General features: G+C 65.7%; 16 protein-coding genes and 2 pseudogenes. 10 read left to right on the top strand and 8 right to left on the bottom strand.

What is annotated here, in order from left to right; genetic code table 11:
- Positions 1 to 34 precede the first annotated feature (34 nt).
- Complete coding sequence (locus SK1NUM_RS02085; protein WP_212324719.1) at positions 35 to 1204, top strand: thioester domain-containing protein; 1170 nt, start codon at positions 35 to 37, stop codon at positions 1202 to 1204.
- Between the two features lie 197 nt (positions 1205 to 1401).
- Positions 1402 to 2697, top strand: a complete 1296-nt coding sequence (locus SK1NUM_RS02080; RefSeq protein ID WP_212324717.1) for a thioester domain-containing protein — start codon at positions 1402 to 1404, stop codon at positions 2695 to 2697.
- Positions 2698 to 2799: 102 nt separating this feature from the next.
- Here the strand turns inward: SK1NUM_RS02080 and SK1NUM_RS02075 are convergent, their stop codons facing one another.
- The 7 genes and pseudogenes from SK1NUM_RS02075 to SK1NUM_RS15140 form a co-directional block, all read right to left on the bottom strand.
- Positions 2800 to 4113, bottom strand: coding sequence for an alpha-L-fucosidase (locus SK1NUM_RS02075; protein WP_212324709.1), 1314 nt, complete (start codon positions 4111 to 4113; stop codon positions 2800 to 2802).
- Positions 4113 to 5663, bottom strand: coding sequence for a M81 family metallopeptidase (locus SK1NUM_RS02070; RefSeq protein ID WP_212324707.1), 1551 nt, complete (start codon positions 5661 to 5663; stop codon positions 4113 to 4115). The genes SK1NUM_RS02075 and SK1NUM_RS02070 overlap by 1 nt, the downstream gene beginning before the upstream one ends.
- On the bottom strand, positions 5660 to 6601 hold the full coding sequence (locus tag SK1NUM_RS02065) for an ROK family protein (protein WP_212324705.1): 942 nt from the start codon (positions 6599 to 6601) through the stop codon (positions 5660 to 5662). The genes SK1NUM_RS02070 and SK1NUM_RS02065 overlap by 4 nt, the downstream gene beginning before the upstream one ends.
- Entirely contained in the window at positions 6601 to 7446 is an 846-nt protein-coding gene (locus tag SK1NUM_RS02060) for a carbohydrate ABC transporter permease (protein ID WP_212324703.1), read from the bottom strand. Before SK1NUM_RS02060 ends, SK1NUM_RS02065 begins: the two co-directional genes overlap by 1 nt.
- On the bottom strand, positions 7436 to 8332 hold the full coding sequence (locus SK1NUM_RS02055) for a carbohydrate ABC transporter permease (protein WP_223927740.1): 897 nt from the start codon (positions 8330 to 8332) through the stop codon (positions 7436 to 7438). Before SK1NUM_RS02055 ends, SK1NUM_RS02060 begins: the two co-directional genes overlap by 11 nt.
- Positions 8333 to 8348: 16 nt before the next feature.
- A pseudogene (locus tag SK1NUM_RS15145) lies at positions 8349 to 9044 on the bottom strand (extracellular solute-binding protein); the annotation flags it as partial.
- 145 nt (positions 9045 to 9189) lie between these two features.
- Positions 9190 to 9492: pseudogene (locus tag SK1NUM_RS15140) on the bottom strand (sugar ABC transporter substrate-binding protein); the annotation flags it as partial.
- Positions 9493 to 9832: 340 nt separating this feature from the next.
- Between SK1NUM_RS15140 and SK1NUM_RS02045 the strand changes: the two are divergent.
- The 4 genes from SK1NUM_RS02045 to SK1NUM_RS02030 all read left to right on the top strand — a co-directional run bounded on the left by SK1NUM_RS02045 (position 9833) and on the right by SK1NUM_RS02030 (position 13365).
- Positions 9833 to 10951 (top strand): ROK family transcriptional regulator, encoded by a 1119-nt coding sequence (locus tag SK1NUM_RS02045; RefSeq protein ID WP_212324699.1) that lies wholly within the window; start codon positions 9833 to 9835, stop codon positions 10949 to 10951.
- Positions 10952 to 11029: 78 nt separating this feature from the next.
- Positions 11030 to 11818 carry a deoxyribonuclease IV gene (locus tag SK1NUM_RS02040; protein WP_212324697.1) on the top strand — a complete coding sequence of 263 codons (789 nt, stop codon included), beginning with the start codon at positions 11030 to 11032 and terminating at the stop codon, positions 11816 to 11818.
- A 361-nt stretch (positions 11819 to 12179) separates the two neighbouring features.
- Positions 12180 to 12557: a hypothetical protein gene (locus SK1NUM_RS02035; protein ID WP_212324695.1), complete on the top strand. Its 378-nt coding sequence runs from the start codon at positions 12180 to 12182 to the stop codon at positions 12555 to 12557.
- Positions 12558 to 12702: 145 nt separating this feature from the next.
- Positions 12703 to 13365 carry a ComEA family DNA-binding protein gene (locus SK1NUM_RS02030; protein WP_212324692.1) on the top strand — a complete coding sequence of 221 codons (663 nt, stop codon included), beginning with the start codon at positions 12703 to 12705 and terminating at the stop codon, positions 13363 to 13365.
- A 28-nt stretch (positions 13366 to 13393) separates the two neighbouring features.
- Here SK1NUM_RS02030 and aspA read toward each other — a convergent pair whose 3' ends face one another.
- Positions 13394 to 14806 (bottom strand): aspartate ammonia-lyase, encoded by a 1413-nt coding sequence (gene aspA, locus SK1NUM_RS02025; RefSeq protein WP_212324690.1) that lies wholly within the window; start codon positions 14804 to 14806, stop codon positions 13394 to 13396.
- A gap of 156 nt (positions 14807 to 14962) precedes the next feature.
- Between aspA and pta the strand changes: the two genes are divergently transcribed.
- The 4 genes from pta to SK1NUM_RS02005 all read left to right on the top strand — a co-directional run bounded on the left by pta (position 14963) and on the right by SK1NUM_RS02005 (position 21598).
- Positions 14963 to 17023 carry a phosphate acetyltransferase gene (gene pta, locus SK1NUM_RS02020; RefSeq protein ID WP_212324688.1) on the top strand — a complete coding sequence of 687 codons (2061 nt, stop codon included), beginning with the start codon at positions 14963 to 14965 and terminating at the stop codon, positions 17021 to 17023.
- Between the two features lie 41 nt (positions 17024 to 17064).
- Positions 17065 to 18249 (top strand): acetate/propionate family kinase, encoded by a 1185-nt coding sequence (locus tag SK1NUM_RS02015; RefSeq protein ID WP_212324686.1) that lies wholly within the window; start codon positions 17065 to 17067, stop codon positions 18247 to 18249.
- Between the two features lie 188 nt (positions 18250 to 18437).
- Complete coding sequence (locus tag SK1NUM_RS02010; RefSeq protein WP_212324684.1) at positions 18438 to 19418, top strand: 5'-nucleotidase; 981 nt, start codon at positions 18438 to 18440, stop codon at positions 19416 to 19418.
- 1424 nt (positions 19419 to 20842) lie between these two features.
- Entirely contained in the window at positions 20843 to 21598 is a 756-nt protein-coding gene (locus SK1NUM_RS02005; RefSeq protein WP_212321357.1) for a transposase family protein, read from the top strand.
- Positions 21599 to 21605 lie beyond the last annotated feature (7 nt).

Here is a 21605-nt window from a genome sequence, read left to right as displayed (position 1 = left end):
TGGGTCGTGGAATCCTAAAGAATTGAGGAAGTTAATGAAAGCTGCTTCATCGCGAGCCAGGGCGCGAAAGTTCCTGGCATCAGTCGCTGCGGTACTCGCAGCATCCCTTACCTTTGGCGCTCAGGCCGCTCACGCGGATGACCCCGAAAATGGTTACCCGGCAGGCTTCCCGAAGCTCGGGATGCCCGAGGACAGCGTCCGCGGCTATGACGTGAAGGCCAAGGACGGCGGCATAGTGCCCACTCAGCTGTTCGGGGTTCACGCCAGCGAGAGCGGAAAGGGCGACATCAAGGCTTACTGCGTCGAACTCGACGTCGATATCAAGTTCGGCATCGATTTGAAGGTCACAGGCTGGGGCGGTTTCCCAGGCGCTGAGACGAACCACTTCAAGAAAGACCAGAGCGCCCGCGAAAAGGTTGCTTGGATCGCTCAGCACAGCTTCCCCCAGGTCGACCTTCAGCAGGTCATCAATGTCTCCGGCGTGCAGGGCCTGACCCAGGAAGAGACCATCACCGCTACCCAGTCGGCCATCTGGCACTTCACCAATGAGTTCCAGTACTCCTCCTCCAGGCAGAACAAACTCTCCGGCGCCGCAGGGCAGGAGATCACTGGCGAAGCGGCTATGCGGATCCAGAAGCTCTACGACTTCCTGACCGGCGACAAGAACGTCGGCCAGAAGGAGAGCAACGACAAGCCCACCCTGGAGATCAAGGGCCAGTCCGGCACCTTCAAGGCCGGCGAGAAGGTCGGCCCGGTGCGCTTCGAGTCCAGCCAGGCCACCGTCAAGGTGACCAGCGAGGTCAAGTACTCGCTGGTGACCAAGGAGGGCACCAAGGTTGATCTCAACGCCGTCCCCACCAACCAGGACCTGTACCTGGATGTCCCCTCGGACGTGAAGTCGGGCGAGCAGGAGTTCAAGGCCACCGCCACCGGCAGCCAGTATGCCGGCAAGCTGCTGGTCCCCGGTGACCAGAATGTGCGCAGCCAGACGATCATCATCGGCGGCAACGAGCAGAAGGTGACCGCTGAGGCCGCGGCCAAGCTGGAGTGGAAGCCTGCGGGCGATGACACCCCGAAGGAAACCCCGAAGCCGACGCCGACGGTCACCGTGACCGCTCCAACGCCGACCAAGACCGTCACCGCTCCTGCACCGAGCAAGGATCCTGGCGACAAGCCGGGCCTGCCGCGGACTGGTAACAACTGATATAGCATCCCCAAGGGAAAGGGGCCGGGCTGCTGCCCGGCCCCTTTTCGTATGCCATCACGATTATCTTTCGGCCAGTTTGCTCGTTTCCCATTGCCAAAGTGACATTTCCTGAGCCATACGATAACTTTCCAAAAGTTAAATTTTTGCGCTTTCAATCACATGAGCGCCAGGTTCAGAAAGGGGGGCAGGAAACCATGGGTACGCTCTCGCCGCAGAGACTCACCAAAGGGTTCCTAGCCATCATCACTACGCTGATCGCCAGCATTCTGGCGATTGGCTCGCCAGCCGCCCGCGCCGATGAGTACCAGCCGGGCTATCCGAAGCTCGGGCAGGACTCCGAACTCGTCTACGGACACGACCTGTACCGGGACGGCCCGCTGGGGACGCAGCTGCTGACGATCCACACCGACGCCAACGGCGGCAAGATCCTGGCCTACTGCATCGAGCTCGACGTCCACTCCGAGTGGGGCGGCGAGATGACGCAGACTGGCTGGTCGGCCTTCCCCGGTAAAAACGAGTTCGGCAAGAGCCATCAGATCCGGGAGAAGGTGAACTGGATCGTCCAGCGTAGCTACCCGCAGGTGGATCTCACCCAGATCGCCTCGGCCGCGGGTGCCTCCGGCCTGACCGACCGGGAGGCGATCACCGCCGCCCAGGCAGCCATCTGGCACCTGACGGACAACTTTGCCTTCAACGGGCTCCACGACTGGGAGGGTGCTCGCCACGACACCACCTCCGAACGGGCGCAGCGCGTCAAGAAGGTGTATGACTACCTGCTGGGATCGGCGAACACCGGTCTGGCAGAGACCTCTGGCCCGAGCGTGCAGGTCGTGGCCCCCACCGCGCCGGGCACGAGTGGCGAGCTGGTGGGCCCGATCCGGCTGACCGCCACGCAGCCCACCGTCACCGTCGCCAAGCTCCCCTACCCGCTGGTGGATGCCCAGGGCAACGAGGTGGATCTCTCCGCCGTCCCGACCGGTGTGGATCTCTTCCTGAAGGTCCCCGCCGACGCCCCCGCGGGGAAGGCAACCGTGACCGCGAGCCTCACCGGGAATGCCCATGCGGGTCAGCTGCTGGTGGCCAAGAACGGACGCTGGCAGACGAACATCATCGTCAAGACCCAGCAGGTCACGGTGACGGGCCAGGGCGAGGTCAGCTGGGCCCCCAAGCCGGCGCCACAGCCGACTCCCACCCCTTCGGTCACACCCAGCCCCACGCCCTCAGTGACGCCGAGCCCGACCCCGTCGGTGACGCCGACTCCCACCCCTTCGGTCACCCCCAGCCCAACGCCCTCAGTCACCCCGAGCCCAACCCCCTCAGTCACCCCGAGCCCAACCCCATCAGTAACACCGACCCCCACGCCCTCGGTCACCCCCAGCCCGACCCCGTCGGTGACCATTCCGGCACCGACTCCCTCGGGGAGTGTCCCGGCCCCCCAGCCGAGCATTCCCCCCAAGAAACCGGGCCTGCCGAGGACCGGCAGCAACTGATGCCCACAACAAAGGGGCCGGACAATATGTCCGGCCCCTTTGGCTTTGTCTCAAGATTCAGCTGACTCGGAAGGTGCCGCTGTGACGTTCCAGGCCCCGGGCTCACCCCGGGACGGCCGCGACAGCCACCGGCTGGGCGCGAAGCCGCTCCGGGATGGCGGCCACCCCGTCGCGAACCGGCGTCGCTCCCCCACCCAGCCACGTCACGGACTCCGCCGCCGCGCGCTCGGCGGGCAGCCTCAGCTCCCCGGCCCCGGGGGCTAGGCAGTGCAGGTAGAGCGTGTCCTTGGCGTGCGTGTAGCGCACGTCGCCGTCACCGGAGCGCAGCCACGGCCGCGTCCCGAAGACCGCCGCACCATTGATCTTGAGCCAGGCACCCAGGCCGTCCAGGGCCTGCTGCTGGAGCTCCGGGACCGACCCGTTCGCGCGCGGCCCAACGTTGATGAGCAGGTTGCCGTTCTTGGCGACGACATCGACGAAGTAGCGGATCAGCTCGGCGGCGTCCAGGGAGTGGCTTGCGTCCTCCTCGGCGTTGTATCCGAACGACAAGCCCAGCCCGCGCGTGGACTCCCACACCTTAGCCTGCACGCCCTCGACGTCACTGTACTCGCGGGTCAGGTGCCCATGCGCGGGCACCCCCCAGCGGTCGTTGACGACCCCGTCGGGAACCTTGGACAGGTAGCGCCGCCACAGCGCCGCCACCCCGAAGTCGTCGGTTCCCTTGCCGCCGTCGGGCCATTCGATGTCGTTCCACAGCACCGACGGCTCGAACCGGTCGATGAGCTCGATGAGCTGCGCCGCCGCGTAGCGTGCGAACGCCTCGTCGTTGCGGCGCAGCAGGAACAGCTCACGGTCGGACTGAATGGGCGGGAAGTCCGAGACGTGCCAGTCGAGCGCACCGGAGAAATACACCCCGAATCGTGCCCCGGCGGCGCGGGTGGCGTCGGCGAGCTGCCGGATCAGGTCGCGCCGCGGACCCCGCCGGGCGGCGTTGAATCCAGTGGTGGCGGTGTCCCACAGGCAGAAGCCGTCGTGGTGCTTCGTCACCGGCACCACGTAGCGGGCCCCGGAACGCAGCACCGCCTCGATCATCGCGCCGGCGTCGAAGCCGTCGGGACGCCACCGGTCCGCGAGGTCCTCGTAGGTGGTTCCCTGGCCGAAGCGCTCGACGTGCTGGGTGTGGCAGGGCGAGCCGGGGATGCGCACGGTGTTGCCGTACCACTCGGCGTAGCGGTGCCGCGCGTAGCCGTCCTCCACCGGCACCCTGCCGTCGTGGGGTTCCGCCCAGGCGGGCAGGGAGAAGATGCCCCAGTGGATGAAGACGCCCAGCTTGGCGTCGCGATACCAGTCCGGGACGGTGACGTCAGGGTAAGTCACCCCGAGCGCTGGCCCGGTGCGTTCGTCGAAGTTCAGCATCAGCCCTCCCGGCGGGTCACCGACGGCGTCAGGTCGGGAGTGGGGTTGGAGCGGTCGAAGGGCCAGGTGCCGGGCACCAGGTTGCGGTGCCCCAGCCGCAGCAGGTCCTGGTCGACGCCGCCGGGGGTCAGGGCCATGACCCACGCTTTGGCGAGGTTGAACAGCTCAGGTTCCAGGTAGCCGATCTTCACCAGCACGATGTCGGCGTCCTCGGGTTCGAGCCCGAGGACGCGGAAGTCGGCCAGGCGGTGGAACGGCTTGCGCCGCTCCGTGATGATCACGTACACGCTGCCGCAGCGCACCACGGCCTGCCGGCCCGCGACGGGGTCGCCCTCGGTGAGGGAGAACACCTCACCACGCACCTTGGCGGGCGGCGCCACCTGGTCCACGTTGCCGCCGACGCGCACGTCCACCGTCGCGCCGACCCCGGCCTCGAAGCACTCCGCGACGGCCGCGGCATCGAAGGTGGAGGCGTGGAGCACCGTCCGCGACCCGTCGGCCAGGCGCGGGTCGGCCAGTAGTTCCCGGACGGTCCAGGACACGTCCCCAGCGCCGCCGGCGGTCGGATTGTCGCCCGAGTCGGAGATGACGAACGGCCGGGGCGCGTCGTCGGCCAGCGCAGTCTCCAGCGCGGCCTCGAGGGTGTCGGCGGGGCCGACGAAGCAGAAGTCGTCGCGGGCCGCCCACCAGGCCTCGGCCAGCTCCGCGGCCCCAGCGGTCACGGCGTCCCTGTCGTCGCCGGTGACGACGACGGAGGCCTGGCATCGCGGTTCGTCAGCCCAGGCGTAGCCCACCCAGAGGGCCGCGTCGATCACCCCGTCGCGGGCCTCGATCTCGGGCACGCGGGCGTAGATGGAGGCAGCGGGTTCGACACGGGTGGAGGTCTTCTCCCCAGGCAACAGCAGCGGGACAGGGACGAAAGCCTTCCAGGGACGCCGGGCCGCCACGTCGGATCCGACCGCGGAGCGCAGCCGGGCGATCAGGTTCCAGGCGGCGCGTTCCTTGGTGTTCATGACGTCCTCGTGCGGCGCCATGCGGTAGCAGGTGATCAGGTCCACCTGCTCGACGAGCCTGGCGGAGACGTTGCCGTGCAGGTCGAGGGTGGCCGAGACCAGGCAGCCGGGGCCGGTCACCTGGCGCAGCGCCGCCGCCAGGTCGCCCTCGGCGTCGCGCATCCCGACGACGCTCATCGCACCGTGGATGTCGAGCAACAGGCCGTCGAACGGCCCCTCGGACGCCGCCAGCTCCAGGATGCGTTCCTTGATGCTCTGGTAGGTCTCGGGCCTCACCGCCCCGCCCGGCAGGGAGCGTCCGTGGTGCAGCGGCACCCATTCGACGGCCTCCCGCAGCTCCCGGCCCTCAGCCAGGAATGGGTAGTAGGCCAGCAGGTCGCTGCCCTCGCGGCGGGTGAAGGCCTCGTCGCCGCTGAGATGCGGGGAGAAGGTGCTGGACTCGATCGACATGCCCGCTATGGCGATCCTCGGCCGGGCGAGTCCCCCGTCGGCGACGGGCGGCAGGGGCGGGCACCAGATGTCGGCGGCTGTGGTCATGAGACGGTTTCCTTCAGGTCGAGGGCTAGGGCGGCTGCCCCGAGGGCAGGGCTGGCCAGGGTGGCGCGATGCACGCCGGGAACCGGGACGGTGACTGGCGGGTCGGCGGCCAGGGCGGCGGCGACCAGGGGTCCGAGGACATCCCACGCGCCCGCGACCCCACCCCCGACGACGACGTCGGTCAGGTCCAGCAGGGTGGTTGCGACGACAATGCCTTGCGCCAGGCCACGGGCGGCGTCGGTGAAGACCTTGACGGCGGCCGCGTCACCGGTCCTGGCCGCGGCGGCCACGTCGGCGCCCGTGGTCCCGGGCTGGCCGGTGAGTTCGCTGTAGCGCTGACCCAGGGCGCGGCCAGCGGCGAGGGTCTCCAGGTGTCCCACGCCGCCGCAGGTGCAGCGGTGGCTGGAATAGCCGGGGGTGTGGCCGATCTCCCCCGCCCCGCCTCGTGGCCCTTGGTGTGGCTGGCCGCCGATGAGGAGCGCACCCCCGACGCCGGTGCCGAGCATGATGGCCAGGCCGTCGCGGACCCCGCGCAGCGCACCCCAGCGGGCCTCCCCGCACAGGAACGCGTTGACGTCGTTCATCAGCCTCACCGGCCGGCCGATCCGCTCGGCGATGGCCTCGGCGGGACGGCGGCCCTCCCAGTCGGGGAAGTTGCCGGACGCGGCGAGCACCTCGCCGGTCCTGGGGTCGATCACGCCCGCCGCCCCGGCGCCCACCGACACCGCCCGCAGCCCGGACTCCGACTCCAGGCGGGCTATCAGGCCAGCAGCGGCCTCGATCAGGGCCTGGCCGCCCTGCCCCGAAGCAGTGGTGCCGGAGGCCAGGATGACGCCGTCGGCGCCGGCCAGCACCGCGGTGACCTTGGTGCCGCCGATGTCGACGCCGGCCACCACGAGGTCGCGGCGGGGTCCGCCGTCCCAGGGGATGTCCAGCATCAGCGACCACCCAGCCCGGCCATCGCGATGCCCTTGACCAGGTGTTTCTGCAGCGCGATCACCAGGATGGTGGTGGGCAGCATCGAGATCACGGCAGCCGCCATCTGCAGGTCCCAGCGGGTGCCCTGCTGGCTAGAGAAGGTCGCCAGGCCGACGGGCAGGGTCCCGAGGGTGGAGTAGTCGACGGTGACGATCAGCGGCCACAGGTAGGAGTTCCAGAAGCCGAGGAAGGTGAACACGGCCAGCACCGCCAGCGCGGAGCGGGACAGCGGCAGGATGACACTCCAGTAGATGCGCACCGAGCCGGCGCCATCGACGCGGGCGGCCTCGTCCAGCTCGTAGGGGATGCCCCGGTAGAACTGCCGCAGCAGGAAGGTGCCGAAGGCGCTGAACGCGAACGGGATGATGAGCGCCTGGTAGGAGTTGATCCAGCCGAACCAGTCCATCAGGGTGTACATCGGGATCATCACCACCTCGGCGGGCACCATCAGGGTGGCGAGGAACAGCAGGAACACCGCCTCGCGACCCTTCCACCTCAGGCGCGCGAACGCGAAGGCGGCGGTGGAGGAGATGGCCAGCACCAGCAGGGTGCCGGTGACCGCGACGAAGAGCGAGTTCAGCAGGTAGGTGATGAACGGGCCGTAGGTGAACACCTCGATGAAGTTGGTCCACTTGAGCTGCGACCCGACCAGCCGCGGCGGGCTGGAGAACATCTCGTTGTTCGGCTTCATGGCCGAGAACACCGCGTAGATCAGCGGCGAGGCGAAGACCAGGGCGGCGAGGTAGATGCTGACGTGCGCCAGCACCAGGCGTACCCGACCGCCGGCCGTGCGCTCAGTGCTCATAGTGCACCCACTTCTTCTGGGCCTTGAACTGCAAGGCGGTCAGGACGATGATCACCGCGAACAGGATCCAGGCGGCGGCAGCGGCCAGGCCGAGGTCCTGGAACTTGAAACCGTTGTTGTAGATGAACTGGACGATGGGCTGGGTCGCGTTGCCGGGGCCGCCGCCGGTCAGCAGCTGCGGCTGGGCGAAGACCTGCAGCGATCCAATCATCGTCATCACCGTCGCGAAGAACAGCGCTGGGGAGATCATCGGCAGCGTCACGCGGAAGAACAGCCTCAGGCCCGTCGCGCCGTCGATGCGGGCGGCCTCGATGACGCTCTCCGGGAGCTGCTCCAGCACCGCCGAGAAGATCAGCATGTTGTACCCGAGGCCCTGCCACACCGACATGACCACAACCATCGTCATCGCCCAGAAGGGGTCGGCGAGGAAGTGGGGCAGGTTGATCCCGAGCCAGGCCTGGCTGGCGCCGTTGAGAGCGCCCTGCGGCTGCAGCAGCATCTTCCAGACCAGGATATTCGCCACCATCGGGGTGACGACGGGGATGAAGAACAGCACCCGCAGCGCGCCACGCCCCCGGATGCGGGAGCTGAGCGCCACCGCAAGCCCGAGCGAGCAGGCGATGTTGATGGGCACATAGGCAATGGCGAATACGAACGTATTGCGCATGGCGGGCCAGAAGTCGGGGCTGACGGTGAACAGCTTCAGGTAGTTCCCGAAGCCGTTGAAGGTGCGCGTTCCGAAGGTGGGCCAGTTGAACAGGCTCATCACGATGGACAGTCCCACCGGGAAGAGTGTGAACAGGCCGAGGCCCACCAGGGCCGGGCTCACGAAACCCAGCGCCTGGCGGGACTCGGCCCTACTCAGGGCCCCTTTGGAGGAGGACATCAGCTTCCGTTCCCCGTCACTGCTGGAACTGCTGCTGGGCAGAGGTCAGCACCTCGGACATCGGCTTGGCGCCGGTGTAGACGTTGACCAGCTCAGGCTGGATGTAGGAGTTGACCTTGGACCAGTTCGGGGACACGTTCTGGCCCTCGACGTTGGCGAAGGCGGCGTCGAAGGCCTGCTTGACGACGTCGCGGTACTGCTCATCGATGGACTCGAAGTACAGCGGCTGGGACTCGGCGCGGGCCGGGTAGGAACGCCCGGAGCTGGCCACGTAGTCCTGGGCCTCCTTGCTGAGTAGGGCGCCCATCACCTTCAGCGCGGACTCCTTGTCCTTGCAGCTCTTGGCGATGCCATACCCGGAGCCGAGGATCAGGCCCTTCGCCTTACCGCCGGCGGGTGCGGGCAGGTTCGTCATGCCAACCTTGAAGCCGGCGTCGTTCTTGAGGTAGCTGACGGCGCTCCAGGTGCCATCGACGGCCATCGCGGCGTTGCCGTTAGAGAACTGGTCCTCACCCCAGCCCGCCTCGGAGGCCGAGGCGGCAGGAAGCGCGACCTTCTTCTCGGTGACCAGGCCCGCGTACCAGGTGGAGGCCTCGGCGAAGGCCGGGTTCGCGATGTCGAGCTTGCCGTCGGCGGTAACCGGCTGGGTGCCGGACTTGGAGATGGGAAGGGCCTGCCACTGGAAGTCGCCCATGCCGATCCCGAAGCCCTGCTTGCCGTCCTTGGTGGCGGCCGCCGCGGTGGCCTCGAAGTCGTCGAAGGTCCACCCGTTCTTGGGCTGGGGGGGCGCCGGTGGAGCTGATCATGTCGGCGTTGTGGTAGACGAGCATGGTGGCCATGTCGAAGGGCAGGCCGTACATGGTGCCGCCGTTGCTCAGGATCTGCGTCGCGTCCTTCGCGAAGTCGGAGGACTTCAGGCCGGCGGTAGCCAGGTCGGCCTCGGTGAGCTCCGCGAAACCGGACTTATAGTCGGTGAGCTTCCCGGAGTTCATACCGGTGACGCAGGCCATGTTGTCGGTGCCCATGTTGGTGGTGAGCTTGGTGAAGAAGTCACCCCAGGGAGCGGTGCGAAGCTCGATCTGGATGTCGGGGAGGGCCTTCTGGGCGATCTCCACCTGCTTCTTCAGGGCGTCAGTGTCCTTCTGGCCGCCCGCCCACATGTCGACGACGATCCTCGTCTTGCCGTTCTCACCGGTGGTGTCGCTGCCGCCCCCCTTGCTGGAGCAGCCGGTGAGCGCCAACGCGGCAACGGCCGCGAGCGCTATGGCCTTGCGGATCTTGAACTTCATTGCTCCTCCTCTGACTTAATTTGTCAGCGAACTAAGTTGTGCGCCTTAATGGCGTAAGTGAGCGTAGGGTAAGCCGATCGGCCAACGCAAGCGGAGACCCTGGTCCGTTGCAGAACCGTGACCTAAGGCCTGCTTTTCCCGCCTGTCCTGGGCATATGGAAAATTTTTTACAATTGCAGTCAGTTAATTTGGAATCGGTTAAAGTGTCGGCATGGCACGCCCCCATCCGCGCATCCCAGAGCTGCTGGCCGACGGATCAGCCACGTCACGCGCTGATCTGGCACGCCTGCTCAACGTCGCCCCGTCGACGGCATCCACCTGGGTCGGGCAGCTGATCGAGGAGGGCGTCATCATTGAGGACGGGATGGTCTCCTCCGGCGGCGGGCGGCCGCGGCGGCGGCTGCGCCTGAACCGGCCCCTCGGGCACCTGCTCGTCGCCGACCTGGGCGGGCACCACGCCCGGCTCGGCGTGGCCGACCAGGCGGGAGGGCTGCTGCACTCCGCGACCGCACCGGTCGCGGTGGCCGACGGCCCAGAGAAGGTGATGGAGTCCCTAGCGGGCCTCCTGCGCGAGCAGGACGCCAAGGGGCCACTGCTGGGAGTGGGCCTGGCGCTGCCGGGACCAGTGCAGCCGGACCCGGGGACGGTGAGGCTGCCGTCACGGATGCCGGGCTGGGCCGGGTTCCCGGTGCGGGAGGCGCTCACGGAGCTCTTCGGGGTGCCAGCCATCGTGGAGAACGACGCGAACGCGATGGCGCTCGGGGAGCACCGGGCCCAGTTCGGGACCGATGGCGACTCCATCACCATCAAGGCGGGCACGGCCATCGGATCCGGCATCATCGTCGCAGGGCAGCTGTACCGGGGGGCCACCTTCGCCGCCGGGGACGTCACCCACACGGTGATCCATGCCGCCGGGGAGCGGCCCTGCACCTGCGGGAAGATCGGCTGCCTGGAGACGGTGGCGTCAGGGGCGGGCATCGTCGCGGGGCTGCAGGAGCAGGGAGCCGGGGTCGAGACCACCGCGGATGTCCTGGCGCTGACCCACAACGGCGACCCGGAGGCCACCACGATGATCCGCACCGCCGGGTCGCTGCTGGGTGAGGTTCTGAGTTCGGTGGTGAGCTTCTTCAACCCGCAGGCGCTGTTCCTGACCGGCGGCCTGGCGTCGTCGCAGCACTTCATCACAGCCGTGCGGGCCCGGATCTACGACGGCTGCCATCCGCTGATGACCGAGTCGCTGCGGATCGAGGCGGCATCGCTGGGAGCCGACGCGGGTCTGAGTGGCATGGCCCAGCTGACGGCCGCGGCCGCGCGAGATGCGGCGGCCTGAGCTGGCGCAGGCAAAACCGCCCCGCGATGCGTCGCGGGTCAGCCGGTCCCTGCCAGTGGGATCTCCTAGGCTGGTTCCATGCTGATTGGTGCGCATGTTGACGTGGCGGCTGCGATCTCGCAGGCGAGCGCCGTCGGGGCGGACATCGCCCAGGTGATGTTCGGCGACCCGCAGTCGTGGAAACGCCCCGCCGCTCCTGACGCCGCCACACTGAAGGCGCAGGCCGAGGACGCGGGGGTCGGACTCTACGTGCATGCCGCCTACGTCATCAATGTCGCATCCACGAACAACCGGATCCGGATCCCGTCGCGCAAGCTGCTGCAACAGACCATCGATGAGGCGGCTGCGATCGGGGCGCGGGGCGTGATCGTCCACGGTGGGCACGTCACCGCCGATGAGGACCAGCAGCGGGGCTACGACAACTGGCGCAAGTGCGTCGACGGCCTGGATCTGAAGGTGCCGATCCTGATCGAGAACACCGCGGGCGGCAAGAAGGCGATGATGCGATACCTGGAGTCCATCCGGGCGCTCTGGGACACCCTCGACGGCTCCGGGAACCTCGATGGCGTTGGGCTGTGCCTGGACACCTGCCACGCGCACGCCGCCGGGCTGGACCTGGAAACGGTGGCCCCCGAGGTCCTGGGCATCACCGGGCGCATCGACCTGGTCCACTGCAATGACTCCCGCGACATGGCGGGGTCGGGGCGTGACCGTCACGCCCCGCTGGGCCAGGGCCAGCTCGACCCGGAGGTCCTGTTGGCGCTGCTGCGCGAGGCGAAGGCTCCGGTCATGCTGGAGACTCCGCCGGAGAACCACGCGGCCGAGATCGCCTGGCTGAGAGAGCAGCTGGGCAGTGAAAACCCGTAAGGCTTATTCACAGCCGCAGGCAACCTGATGCCGACGAGGAATTCCGCTGTCCACCGACTACTCATGCATGACCTCCTCAGCTGTTAAACTAATTGCTATCTTGTCACTCTGGCGTGATAGGGAAACCTCCAGAAAGGCAATGTGAGTGAGCACTCACTACACACCGGGAAATCCTGGGCAGCCAGCACCAGGAAATGGCCTCCAAGGCCCGCCGTCATTCCCTCAGCAATCCGGCTTCGCACCCGGACCTGGCCAGCCGAACGGATATCACAACACCGCATATCCATATGACGGACCATCCTCGGCCTCAAACTCGCCCAAGACCACCACGGCAGCGCTCCTGGCAATCATCGTTGGAGCGATGGCTCTCCCCGAAGGCTTGAGACGGCTTTTCGAGGTGATCTACTTCACGATCATCGGAGCCACCTCGTCCTCACCGTTCGTCAACCTCAGCTTCTTCCCCTTCGCCTTCGGACTCGGTCTGTTTACCTGTGGCCTGCGTTTCTTCTTCAAAAAGCGGGGATATGGCCAGCTGCTCGGATTCAGCTTCGCCAACCTGATCATCATACTGGCATTCGAGATCCTGAATGTGGTGCCGCTAGGAAATCCCAGCAACATTGAGGGAATCACTATGTTGTACGCCCTAATCAACACATTAATCTTCACCATTGAAGTGGGCTTGACGATCTGGCTCATCTATCTGCTATTCACCGACGAGGTAAAGAGCTCCACAAGATAGGACAGAAGTCCTCGCAGGTCAGTAAGCCCTTGCCCCTCAGAACATCCTATTTAGCTGACCCCGGCCAAGGATCCGACGAGGGCGCACGATAAGATCTGCACTGTCCGCTGGGTGCGGTCTGTATGTTTCCGGGAGAGGTGCAACGATGCGAAGCAAACCACCGGCTTGGTTATGGCTGGTTCCTGTTCTGTCCGCGGGGCTGTTTGCTGTGGTTGGCCCCTTCGCCATCGCACTCAAGCAGGGCACCAAGCGCGCTTGGGCCTGGTGCGCCGGCTCAGGCATAGCCACGGTTGCGACATTCATGCTTGTTTCAACTGACACTGACAGCGGCTCTACCGCTGGCACCCTGCTGGCGATCACCAACCTCATCGCCTCCACGGTTTACACGATGATGACAGCACAACAGCTCGACTGGGGAAATGGTGCTACACAACTGCAGGCGCAGCCAAGACCTACCCTCATGACCGCCAACCGGAACGAGGCCGCCCTGGCCCAAGCACGCGCTGCCCTGCAGAGGCGAAGCGATGCTCTGAAGCTGGCGCAAGAGGACCCGCGGATGGCGCGCGAGCTCCGGATCGGCAGGCCTGACCTCCCACGTCAATACGACGATGGCGGTCTGGTGGACATCAATAGCGTCCCAGCCACAACTTTCGTGAAAATGCTGGACCTCACCCAAGCCCAAGCAGACCAGATCATCAGCACCCGCCAGGAACTCGGAAAATTCCTGCATCCTGATGATCTGACGAACTGCGTCGGCATTGACGTGGACACCTACGACAGGATCAGCGACCGTCTCATCGCCCTCTGACCTGGGCATCCACCAGGATTCCCCGCTGTCATCCTGCGACCTCGCTGATCTTCTCGTTTCCGGTCAGGTTCTCGAAGGACAGCAGCCGGTCCACGGTGGTCTCGTCCAGGAGACCGCGTTCCAGGACGATGTCGCGCACCGACTTGCCCGACTTGGCCGCTTCCTGCCCCACCTCGTCGCCGGCGCGGTGCCCGATGTAGTCGTTGAGGAGGGTCACCACGGAGATCGAGTCACGGACGTAGCGCTCGCAGATCTCTTTGTTGGCGGTGATGCCGCTGACGCAGCGGGTCCGCAGCACATCGCAGCCTGAGGTCAGCAGGCGGATCGACTCGAACAGCGCCTGCGCGATCACCGGCTCCATCGCATTCAGCTGCAGCTGCCCTGCCTCGGCTCCCAGCCCGACGGTGAAGTCGTTCCCGCGCACCTTGAAGGTGATCTGGTTGACGACCTCCGGGATGACGGGGTTGACCTTGGCGGGCATGATCGAGCTACCAGCCTGCATCGCGGGCAGGTTGATCTCGTTCAGCCCGGCGCGCGGCCCGGAGCTGAGCAGGCGCAAGTCGTTGCAGATCTTCGACAGCTTCGAGGCCAGGCGCTTGCAGGCCGCGTGCGCCATCACGTAGGCGCCGGTGTCGGAGGTCGCCTCGATCAGGTCGGCGGCGGTGACGAACGGCCTCTCCGTGACCTCCGCCAGGTATTTGACGGCTAGTTCCCGGTATCCGGGCGGCGCGTTCAGCCCGGTGCCGATGGCGGTCGCCCCCAGGTTCACCTCCAGCAGCAGCGAGCGCGCGTATTCAAGGTGCCGCAGTTCCTCCTCCAGGTTCACCGCGAAGGCTGTGAACTCCTGGCCGAGCGTCATGGGCACCGCGTCCTGGAGCTGGGTGCGTCCGAGCTTGAGGATGTGCTCGAACTCCTCGCCCTTGTCGTAGAAGGCATCCGACAGCTCCTCGACCGCGTCCGACAGCTTCCCGAACACGTGGTCGAGAGCCACCCGGAATCCCGTCGGGAAGGTGTCGTTGGTGGACTGGCTGTGGTTGACGTGGTCATTGGGGTCGACGATGTCGTAGCGGCCCTTCGAGAACCCGAGATGCTCCAGCGCCAGGTTCGCCAGGACCTCGTTGGTGTTCATGTTGACCGACGTGCCGGCGCCGCCCTGGAAGACGTCGATCGGGAACTGGTCCATGCACCGTCCCTTCTTGAGCACCTCGTCGCAAGCCTGGAGAATGGCCCGCGCCACCCAGCCCGGCAGCACCCCGAGCTCCCGGTTCGCGAGTGCAGCCGCCTTCTTCACCAGGACCATGCCGCGGATCAGCTCAGGAACTGAGTTCACGGTCACCCCGGAGATGGGGAAATTCTCCATTGCCCTCAGCGTGTGGATGCCATACCAGGCATCATCAGGGACCTCGCGGTCGCCCAGCAGGTCGGTCTCGGTGCGCGACATTGCCTTCCTTTCGGAGCTCTTCCCAAGCCAGTTCGCCCCCAGCCATGGAGGCCGGGGGTAACGCTACCGGACCCGGACCTCCCGTGGGGCATTAACCCGGTCCTTCCCTGCTTCACGAGACAGCCGGCACGCCGGCAGTCCGCTAGGCTGGGGTTCGTGACCAGATGCGTTTACATTGCTTCATCGGAGTGGCAGGTCAGCAAGAGCGCCATCGCTCTAGGCGTGCTGGAGTTGCTCGCGCGTCAAGTCCGGTCGGTGGGTTTCTTCCGGCCGCTGGTGGAGTCCCTGGAGGCCGACGGCATCACGGAGGCGCTGCTGGCAACTAAGACCCTGCGGCATCAGGAGGTCGCGGACACCGTCGGGGTCACCTACGCCGACTGGGCCAGCGACCCCGAGGCGGCCATCGACACCATCGTCACGAAATACTCGGCTCTGGCGGAGCGTTTCGATGCGGTCGTGATCCTCGGCTCCGACTTCGACGATCTGACCATCGGCACCGAGTTGGACCACAACGCCGTCATCGCCGCCAACCTGAACGCGCCGGTGCTGTACGTGTGCCGCGCGGCGGACCGCTCGACCGTGGAGGTCCAGCGCATGGCGGAGGAGGCCATCGAGGCCTTCGAGGCCCGTCACAACACAGTCGTGGGCATCATCGCCACCCGCGCCGAGCCGCTCCTCGCCGACGAGCTCGCCGACGCGCTGGGCAAGGTACGGGATGTCTTCGTCGCGGTGCTTGAGCAGAACGATCTGCTGGATGCCCCGTCGGTCGGCCAGCATTTCGAGGCCGTTGACGCGACGCTGTGGCGGGGCAGCCAGGAGGGCCTGAGCCGGGAGTCGCTGACGACGCTCGTGGCGGGCATGACCCTGCCGAACCTGCTGCCCTACCTCCAGAAGGAGGCGACTGTCATCGTCCCGGCCGACCGCCTGGACCTGCTGCCGGCGCTGATCATGGCGCACCGCTCAGCCACCTACGGCCCGCTGGCTTCGTTGCTGCTGACCGGCGGATTCGAGATCCCGGATGCGGTGGCGAAGCTGCTCAGCGACTCCGAGGTCGACCTTCCCATCGGATCGACCGTCAACGACACCTTCTCCACGGCCATCGCGCTGCGCGAGGTGAGCGGGGTGGCCACCAGCTCGCCGCGGAAGGTGGAGCTGGCACGCACCCTGTTCGACCGTCACGTCGACGAGGACGCGCTGCTGGCGGCCATAGAGCTGCCGCGCGCCGAGATCCGCACCCCGAACATGTTCGACCACCAGCTGATGCAGATGGCCCGGCGGGAGTCGAAGCGGATCGTGCTGCCCGAGTCCACGGACGACCGGGTACTGGCCGCCGCCGACGTGGTGTTGCAGCGTCACGTCGCCGACATCATCCTCCTCGGCGAGGCGGGGGCGGTCTCCCGCCGCGCCGCGGAGCTGGGCCTCAACCTGACCAAGGCCACCGTCGTCGACCCGAAGGACCCGGAGCTGCTGGAGCGATTCGCCACCGAGTACGCAAAACTGCGCGCCCACAAGGGCGTCACCATCGAAGACGCCCGCCAGAAGCTCGCCGACCTGTCGTACTTCGGCACGATGATGGTGCATCTCGGCATGGCCGACGGCATGGTCTCGGGGGCGGTTAACACCACTGCCAACACGATCCGGCCATCGCTGGAGTTCGTGAAGACCAAGCCGGGCGTATCGGTGGTTTCCGGTTCCTTCCTGATGGCAATGAGCAACCGCGTGGTGGTCTACGCCGACTGCGCCGTCAACCCGGATCCGACACCCGAGCAGCTCGCCGACATCGCCATCTCGTCGGCCCAGACCGCCACCAGCTTCGGCATCGAGCCGCGCGTCGCGATGCTGTCCTACTCGACGGGCGACTCCGGTTTCGGCGCCGACGTCGACAAGGTCCGCGAGGCCACCCGGATCGCCCGCGAGAAGGCACCCGGCCTCAAGGTGGAGGGCCCCATCCAGTTCGACGCGGCCGTCGACGAGGTGGTGGCCGCGAAGAAGATGCCGGGCTCTGAGGTGGCGGGCCGCGCCACGGTCTTCATCTTCCCGGACCTGAACACCGGAAACAACACCTACAAGGCCGTGCAGCGCACTTCCGGTGCCGTCGCCATCGGCCCTGTGCTCCAGGGGCTCCGCAAGCCCGTCAACGACCTGTCCCGTGGTGCGCTGGTGGATGACATCGTCTCGACGATCACCATCACCGCCATCCAGGCCCAGAGCGACTGAACCCTGGAACTGTCCATCGACCCCAACCCAAGGAAAGTCCTGTGTCCAATCACATCCTGCTGCTCAACTGCGGCTCCTCGTCCATGAAGTATCAGCTGTTCGACCCGGGAACGCAGAGCGCGCTCGCAGTCGGCATCGTTGAGCGGATCGGGCAGGACCAGGGCAAGCTGAAGCACGAGGTCGGCGACCAGGAGTTCGTCGAAGAGCAGCCCTTCCCCGACCACACGGCCGCGTTCGCCGCCGTCGTCGCCGCCTTCGGGAAGTACGGGCCCTCGCTGGACGGCGTGAGGGCTGTCGGCCATCGCACCGTCCACGGCGGCTCCGCCTTCCAGGAGTCCACCCTCATCAACGACGAGGTGATCGCGAAGCTGGTGGAGCTGCAGGCCCTGGCGCCGCTGCACAACCCGCCGGGGATCGCGGGCATCGAGGCCGCGATGGCGCTGCTGCCCGACGTCCCACACGTCGCGATCTTCGACACCGCGTTCTTCGCGAAACTGCCCGCCGAGGCCTACACCTACGCCATCGACAAAGAGGTCGCGCAGAAGTACGAGCTGCGCCGCTACGGCTTCCACGGCACCTCCCACTCCTATGTGTCGAAGAAGGCCGCGGAGGTCCTGGGGCGCCCCGTAGAGGACCTGAAGACCATCGTCTGCCACCTCGGCAACGGCGCGTCCATCTCGGCTGTCGACGGCGGCCAGGCGGTGGAGACGTCGATGGGCCTGACCCCGCTGCAGGGGCTCGTGATGGGAACCCGCTCCGGCGACATCGATCCGGGCGTCTTCAAGTTCCTCTCCGACAAGGGCTACTCCATCGACGAGATCGACTCCCTACTGAACAAGCAGTCGGGCATGGGCGGCATGTGCGGATACACGGACATGCGTGACGTCGAGACGCAGATCGAAGCCGGCAACGCTGACGCCCGGCTGGCGATGGACGTCTACATCCACCGCCTGATCAGCTACATCGGCGCCTACATCGCGGTGCTGGGCGGGATCGACGCGGTGGTGTTCACCGCCGGCATCGGCGAGAACGCGTCCCTGGTGCGTTCCGAGGCGTCCAAGCGGCTGCGTCACCTCGGCCTGGTCATCGACGAGGAGAAGAACGCTGTGCGCTCCAAGGAGCCGCGGGTGATCTCCACCCCTGACTCCCCCGTCACAATCCTCGTGGTCCCCACCAACGAGGAGCTGGCGATGGCCCAGGACACCCTGCGGATCATCGGCGCCTGAGCGAGCGCTCCAAGAGCCCGGCTGAGCCGGGCCGGCCCACGGGCTGGCCCGGCTCTCGTCGTTCCAACACGATGGTCTGCGACCCCTCAACCCAAGCTTTACCTTTGGAGACGGTTTCCTAACTTTGAGTCCTGGAGGCCTGTATCGTTGCGGTTGCTTCCCCAACTTTTCGCAATGGAGGTCCAGGCATGGCGCTGCTGACCATCGGAGTGGCGAGCAGTGCGCTGTTCGACCTCGCTGAGTCCGACCGAGTCTTCCGAGAGCAGGGGGTCGCGGCGTATCGCGCCTACCAGGAGGAGCGTCTCGACCAGCCGCTGCAGCCCGGACCGGCGCAGCCGTTCATCCGCCGGCTCCTGAGCCTCAACGACGTGCTGATGGACGCGGTGGATGTGATCGTGCTGTCCCGCAACAGCGCCGAGTCGGGGCTGCGGGTGATGCGCTCCATCGACTCCGCAGGGCTTCCGATCACCCGCGCGGCCTTCCGGGAGGGGCGGGCTGCCTTCGAGTTCATGCCGGCGCTGGGAATGTCGCTGTTCCTGTCGGCCAACAAGGACGACGTCGCCGAAGCCCTGGAGAAGGGGCATCCGGCAGGCACGGTGCTGCGTGACGGCTCCAGGCCCGACCCGGGCCAGGAGATCCGGATCGCGTTCGACTTCGACGGCGTCCTGGCTGACGACTCGTCGGAGCGTGTGTTCCGGGAGGAGGGCCTGGGACGCTACGCGCTGCGGGAGGCGGAACTGGCCGACGTTCCCCTGGCCCCGGGTCCCCTCGCCAGGTTCCTGGGCGGCCTGAACCGGATCCAGGAGGCGGAGGCGGAGCTAGCGGCGAGACGGCCCAGCTACGAACCGAGGCTGCGTATCTCGCTGGTGACCGCCCGGTCGGCGCCCGCCCATGAGCGTGCCGTCAACAGTCTCCGCGCCTGGGGCCTGAAGGTGGACGATGCCTTCTTCCTCGGCGGGCTGCCAAAGGCCCCCGTCCTGGAGGCGCTGAGCCCCCACATCTTCTTCGACGACCAGCTGCGCCACCTCGATCTGGCCATGCGCACCCCATCGGTCCACGTTCCCTTCGGCGTCGCCAACGAGTCCGCGGAGGAACCGGAACGGCTCTCCGAGGCACCCCGCAGAGCCCGCCGGGCCGCCCCGGAGGAGATCCTCGACTGCACGGCCTGAACGACCGCTGAGGAGGATCAAGTTCCCTGGAAAATCCATAGAGTTAAAGATCTGGAACCAGATAAACCAACAAACAGACCATTGGAGTGCCCGATGTTTCGTGGGCTGTGGTGAAGAACCTGGGTTTGTTTGAATATGTGAGGTAAAAAGTCTGTATTATGCCGGCTTCGAAAGTTTAGTAAAGAGTTTAGAGAACACATCGTTGCGGAGGTTTTTGAAGGGGTCTCGCCCGATCACGAATGGTGGCGAATATCTTATAATCTGGTCCCGGTGAACTGTGGGTCAGCTGGGTGAGAATGTGGCGGAGGCAGCATCCCGACCCAGGTATGGTAGAAGTGTCGTCGGATCAGGTGGCGGAACATCAAGCGCTTACAGGCCGAGGCTGGGTGAAGCGACGACAGGGGGGTCGGGGGTGAAGGTGGTGGCCTTCATGCGTGCAGGAAACCCTGGGTAGCAGCGAAGAATGTGTTTATATCCCTCCACGGATGGAGGCGGCTATCTGGTGTATGTGATGTGCCGTTGGGCCAGAGTGTCTCGTTCTGGCTACCACGAGGTGGCGGAGCCAGGGCTTATCCGAGACACAGAAACGCCAGGGGGAACTCACTAGTGTGATCACAGATCTTCTTCCACCGAGTCTGAGCAAACCTACAGGTGTGTCGACGTATCCACGCAGCCCTGGCCGAACGAGGGGGTCCACGCAAGCCCAGATCTGGTGCGCCAACTCCATGCACCACGTCTGGCCTAGTTGGCCTACCCGGCCCCACGAAGCGGGCCCGTACCACCATCCCAGCCCAGGGGTCTTCACCACCGCCCGGATCTGGCCAAAGCAGGACTGTCACCGCCAACAAACCAGAGCAGAAACGGGGTGGGCGACATCAATCTTCATCCTTAGATGTGGAAAGGGTTCGTCTGCCTGGTGACTGTAATAGACCCGTCATCTGAAGATCATTGAAGCTTATTCACAGCTGCTAGCAACTGGTTTCTGACAAGGGGTTTCGCTGTTTTCAGCACCCCCATGAATAAGCCTCATTGGCTACGGTGATCGCAGAGGTGCATGCGCACCCGATGTGTTGGTCGAGGCCTTTACAACATGACAGTCAGAGATCAACCCCCTATCGTGGGTGAGGCTGTCTTTGACTCCGGTGCGTGGTTCACGCTTACGTCTCGGCTGAATTGCGCGGACGTCATGGATGCATATGGTATCCGGGCCTCGATTGGGTGGAACCGGATCGTGTTACGACAATGCCGCAGCAGAATCATTCAACACCCTCCTGCAAGAAGGAGGTAGTGAGGCTTATTCATAGGGGTGTTTTGGCTTTCCCCAGCTAACACTTTACCCGAGGGGGATGTGAGGGCGGCTTGCCCGATCTGAGATAATTCAAAATGCAGAAAGAAAACCCTCAGATGAAAGACAAGCCGCCGCCGTGAATACTACCACAAGCCTTGACCGTGACCAGATCCTCAACCTGTGCGAACTGATCCACACATCCCGTTCCGGAAACCTTCCCCCGGCAGGGTCCCGTGTCCTGGGCTTGTTCCGCTGTATCCAGGTCACTGTGTTGATATTGCGGCACAATCTCACCCAGGAGTTGCTGGCCGACATCCACACAGTCTCCCAAGCCACCATCTCACGAGTGGTGGCGGTCTACACTCCCCTGATCGCCGAAGCCCTCCAGAACTGGGTGCCCAGTGTGGGGGACCTCGACCCGGACCGTCAGTACATCATCGACGGTACTCTGGTGTCCTGCTGGTCGTGGCACGACCGTCCCGAGCTGTACTCAGGCAAGCACCACACGACGGGGGTGAACCTGCAAGTGGCCTGCACCCTGGCCGGACAGCTCGCCTGGATCTCCCCGCCCCTGCCGGGTAGTGTGCATGATGCAAAGGCCATCAAGGAATCCGGCTTCCTCGCAGCCCTCGACAGTCAAAGTCATATTGGAGACAAAGGCTACATCGGATTGGGGATGATCACCCCCGCGAAGAAACCCGCCCATGGTGAACTCACCGACAGCGACAAAAGAAACAACACGACCATCAACCGCGTCCGCTACCTCATCGAACGTGTCATCGCGAACGTCAAAACCTGGCGTGTTCTACACACCGATTACCGCCGCCCCTACAACACCTTCGAAACCACAATACAAGCCGTCACAGGACTCATCTTCGCCTACAGTCTATGAATAAGCC

Source organism: Arachnia rubra (genome assembly GCF_019973735.1).
In the GTDB taxonomy this organism is placed as follows: Bacteria; Actinomycetota; Actinomycetes; order Propionibacteriales; family Propionibacteriaceae; genus Arachnia; species Arachnia rubra.
The sequence above is the reverse complement of the archived record's forward strand: the minus strand, read 5'-3'. Positions and strand labels throughout refer to the sequence as shown.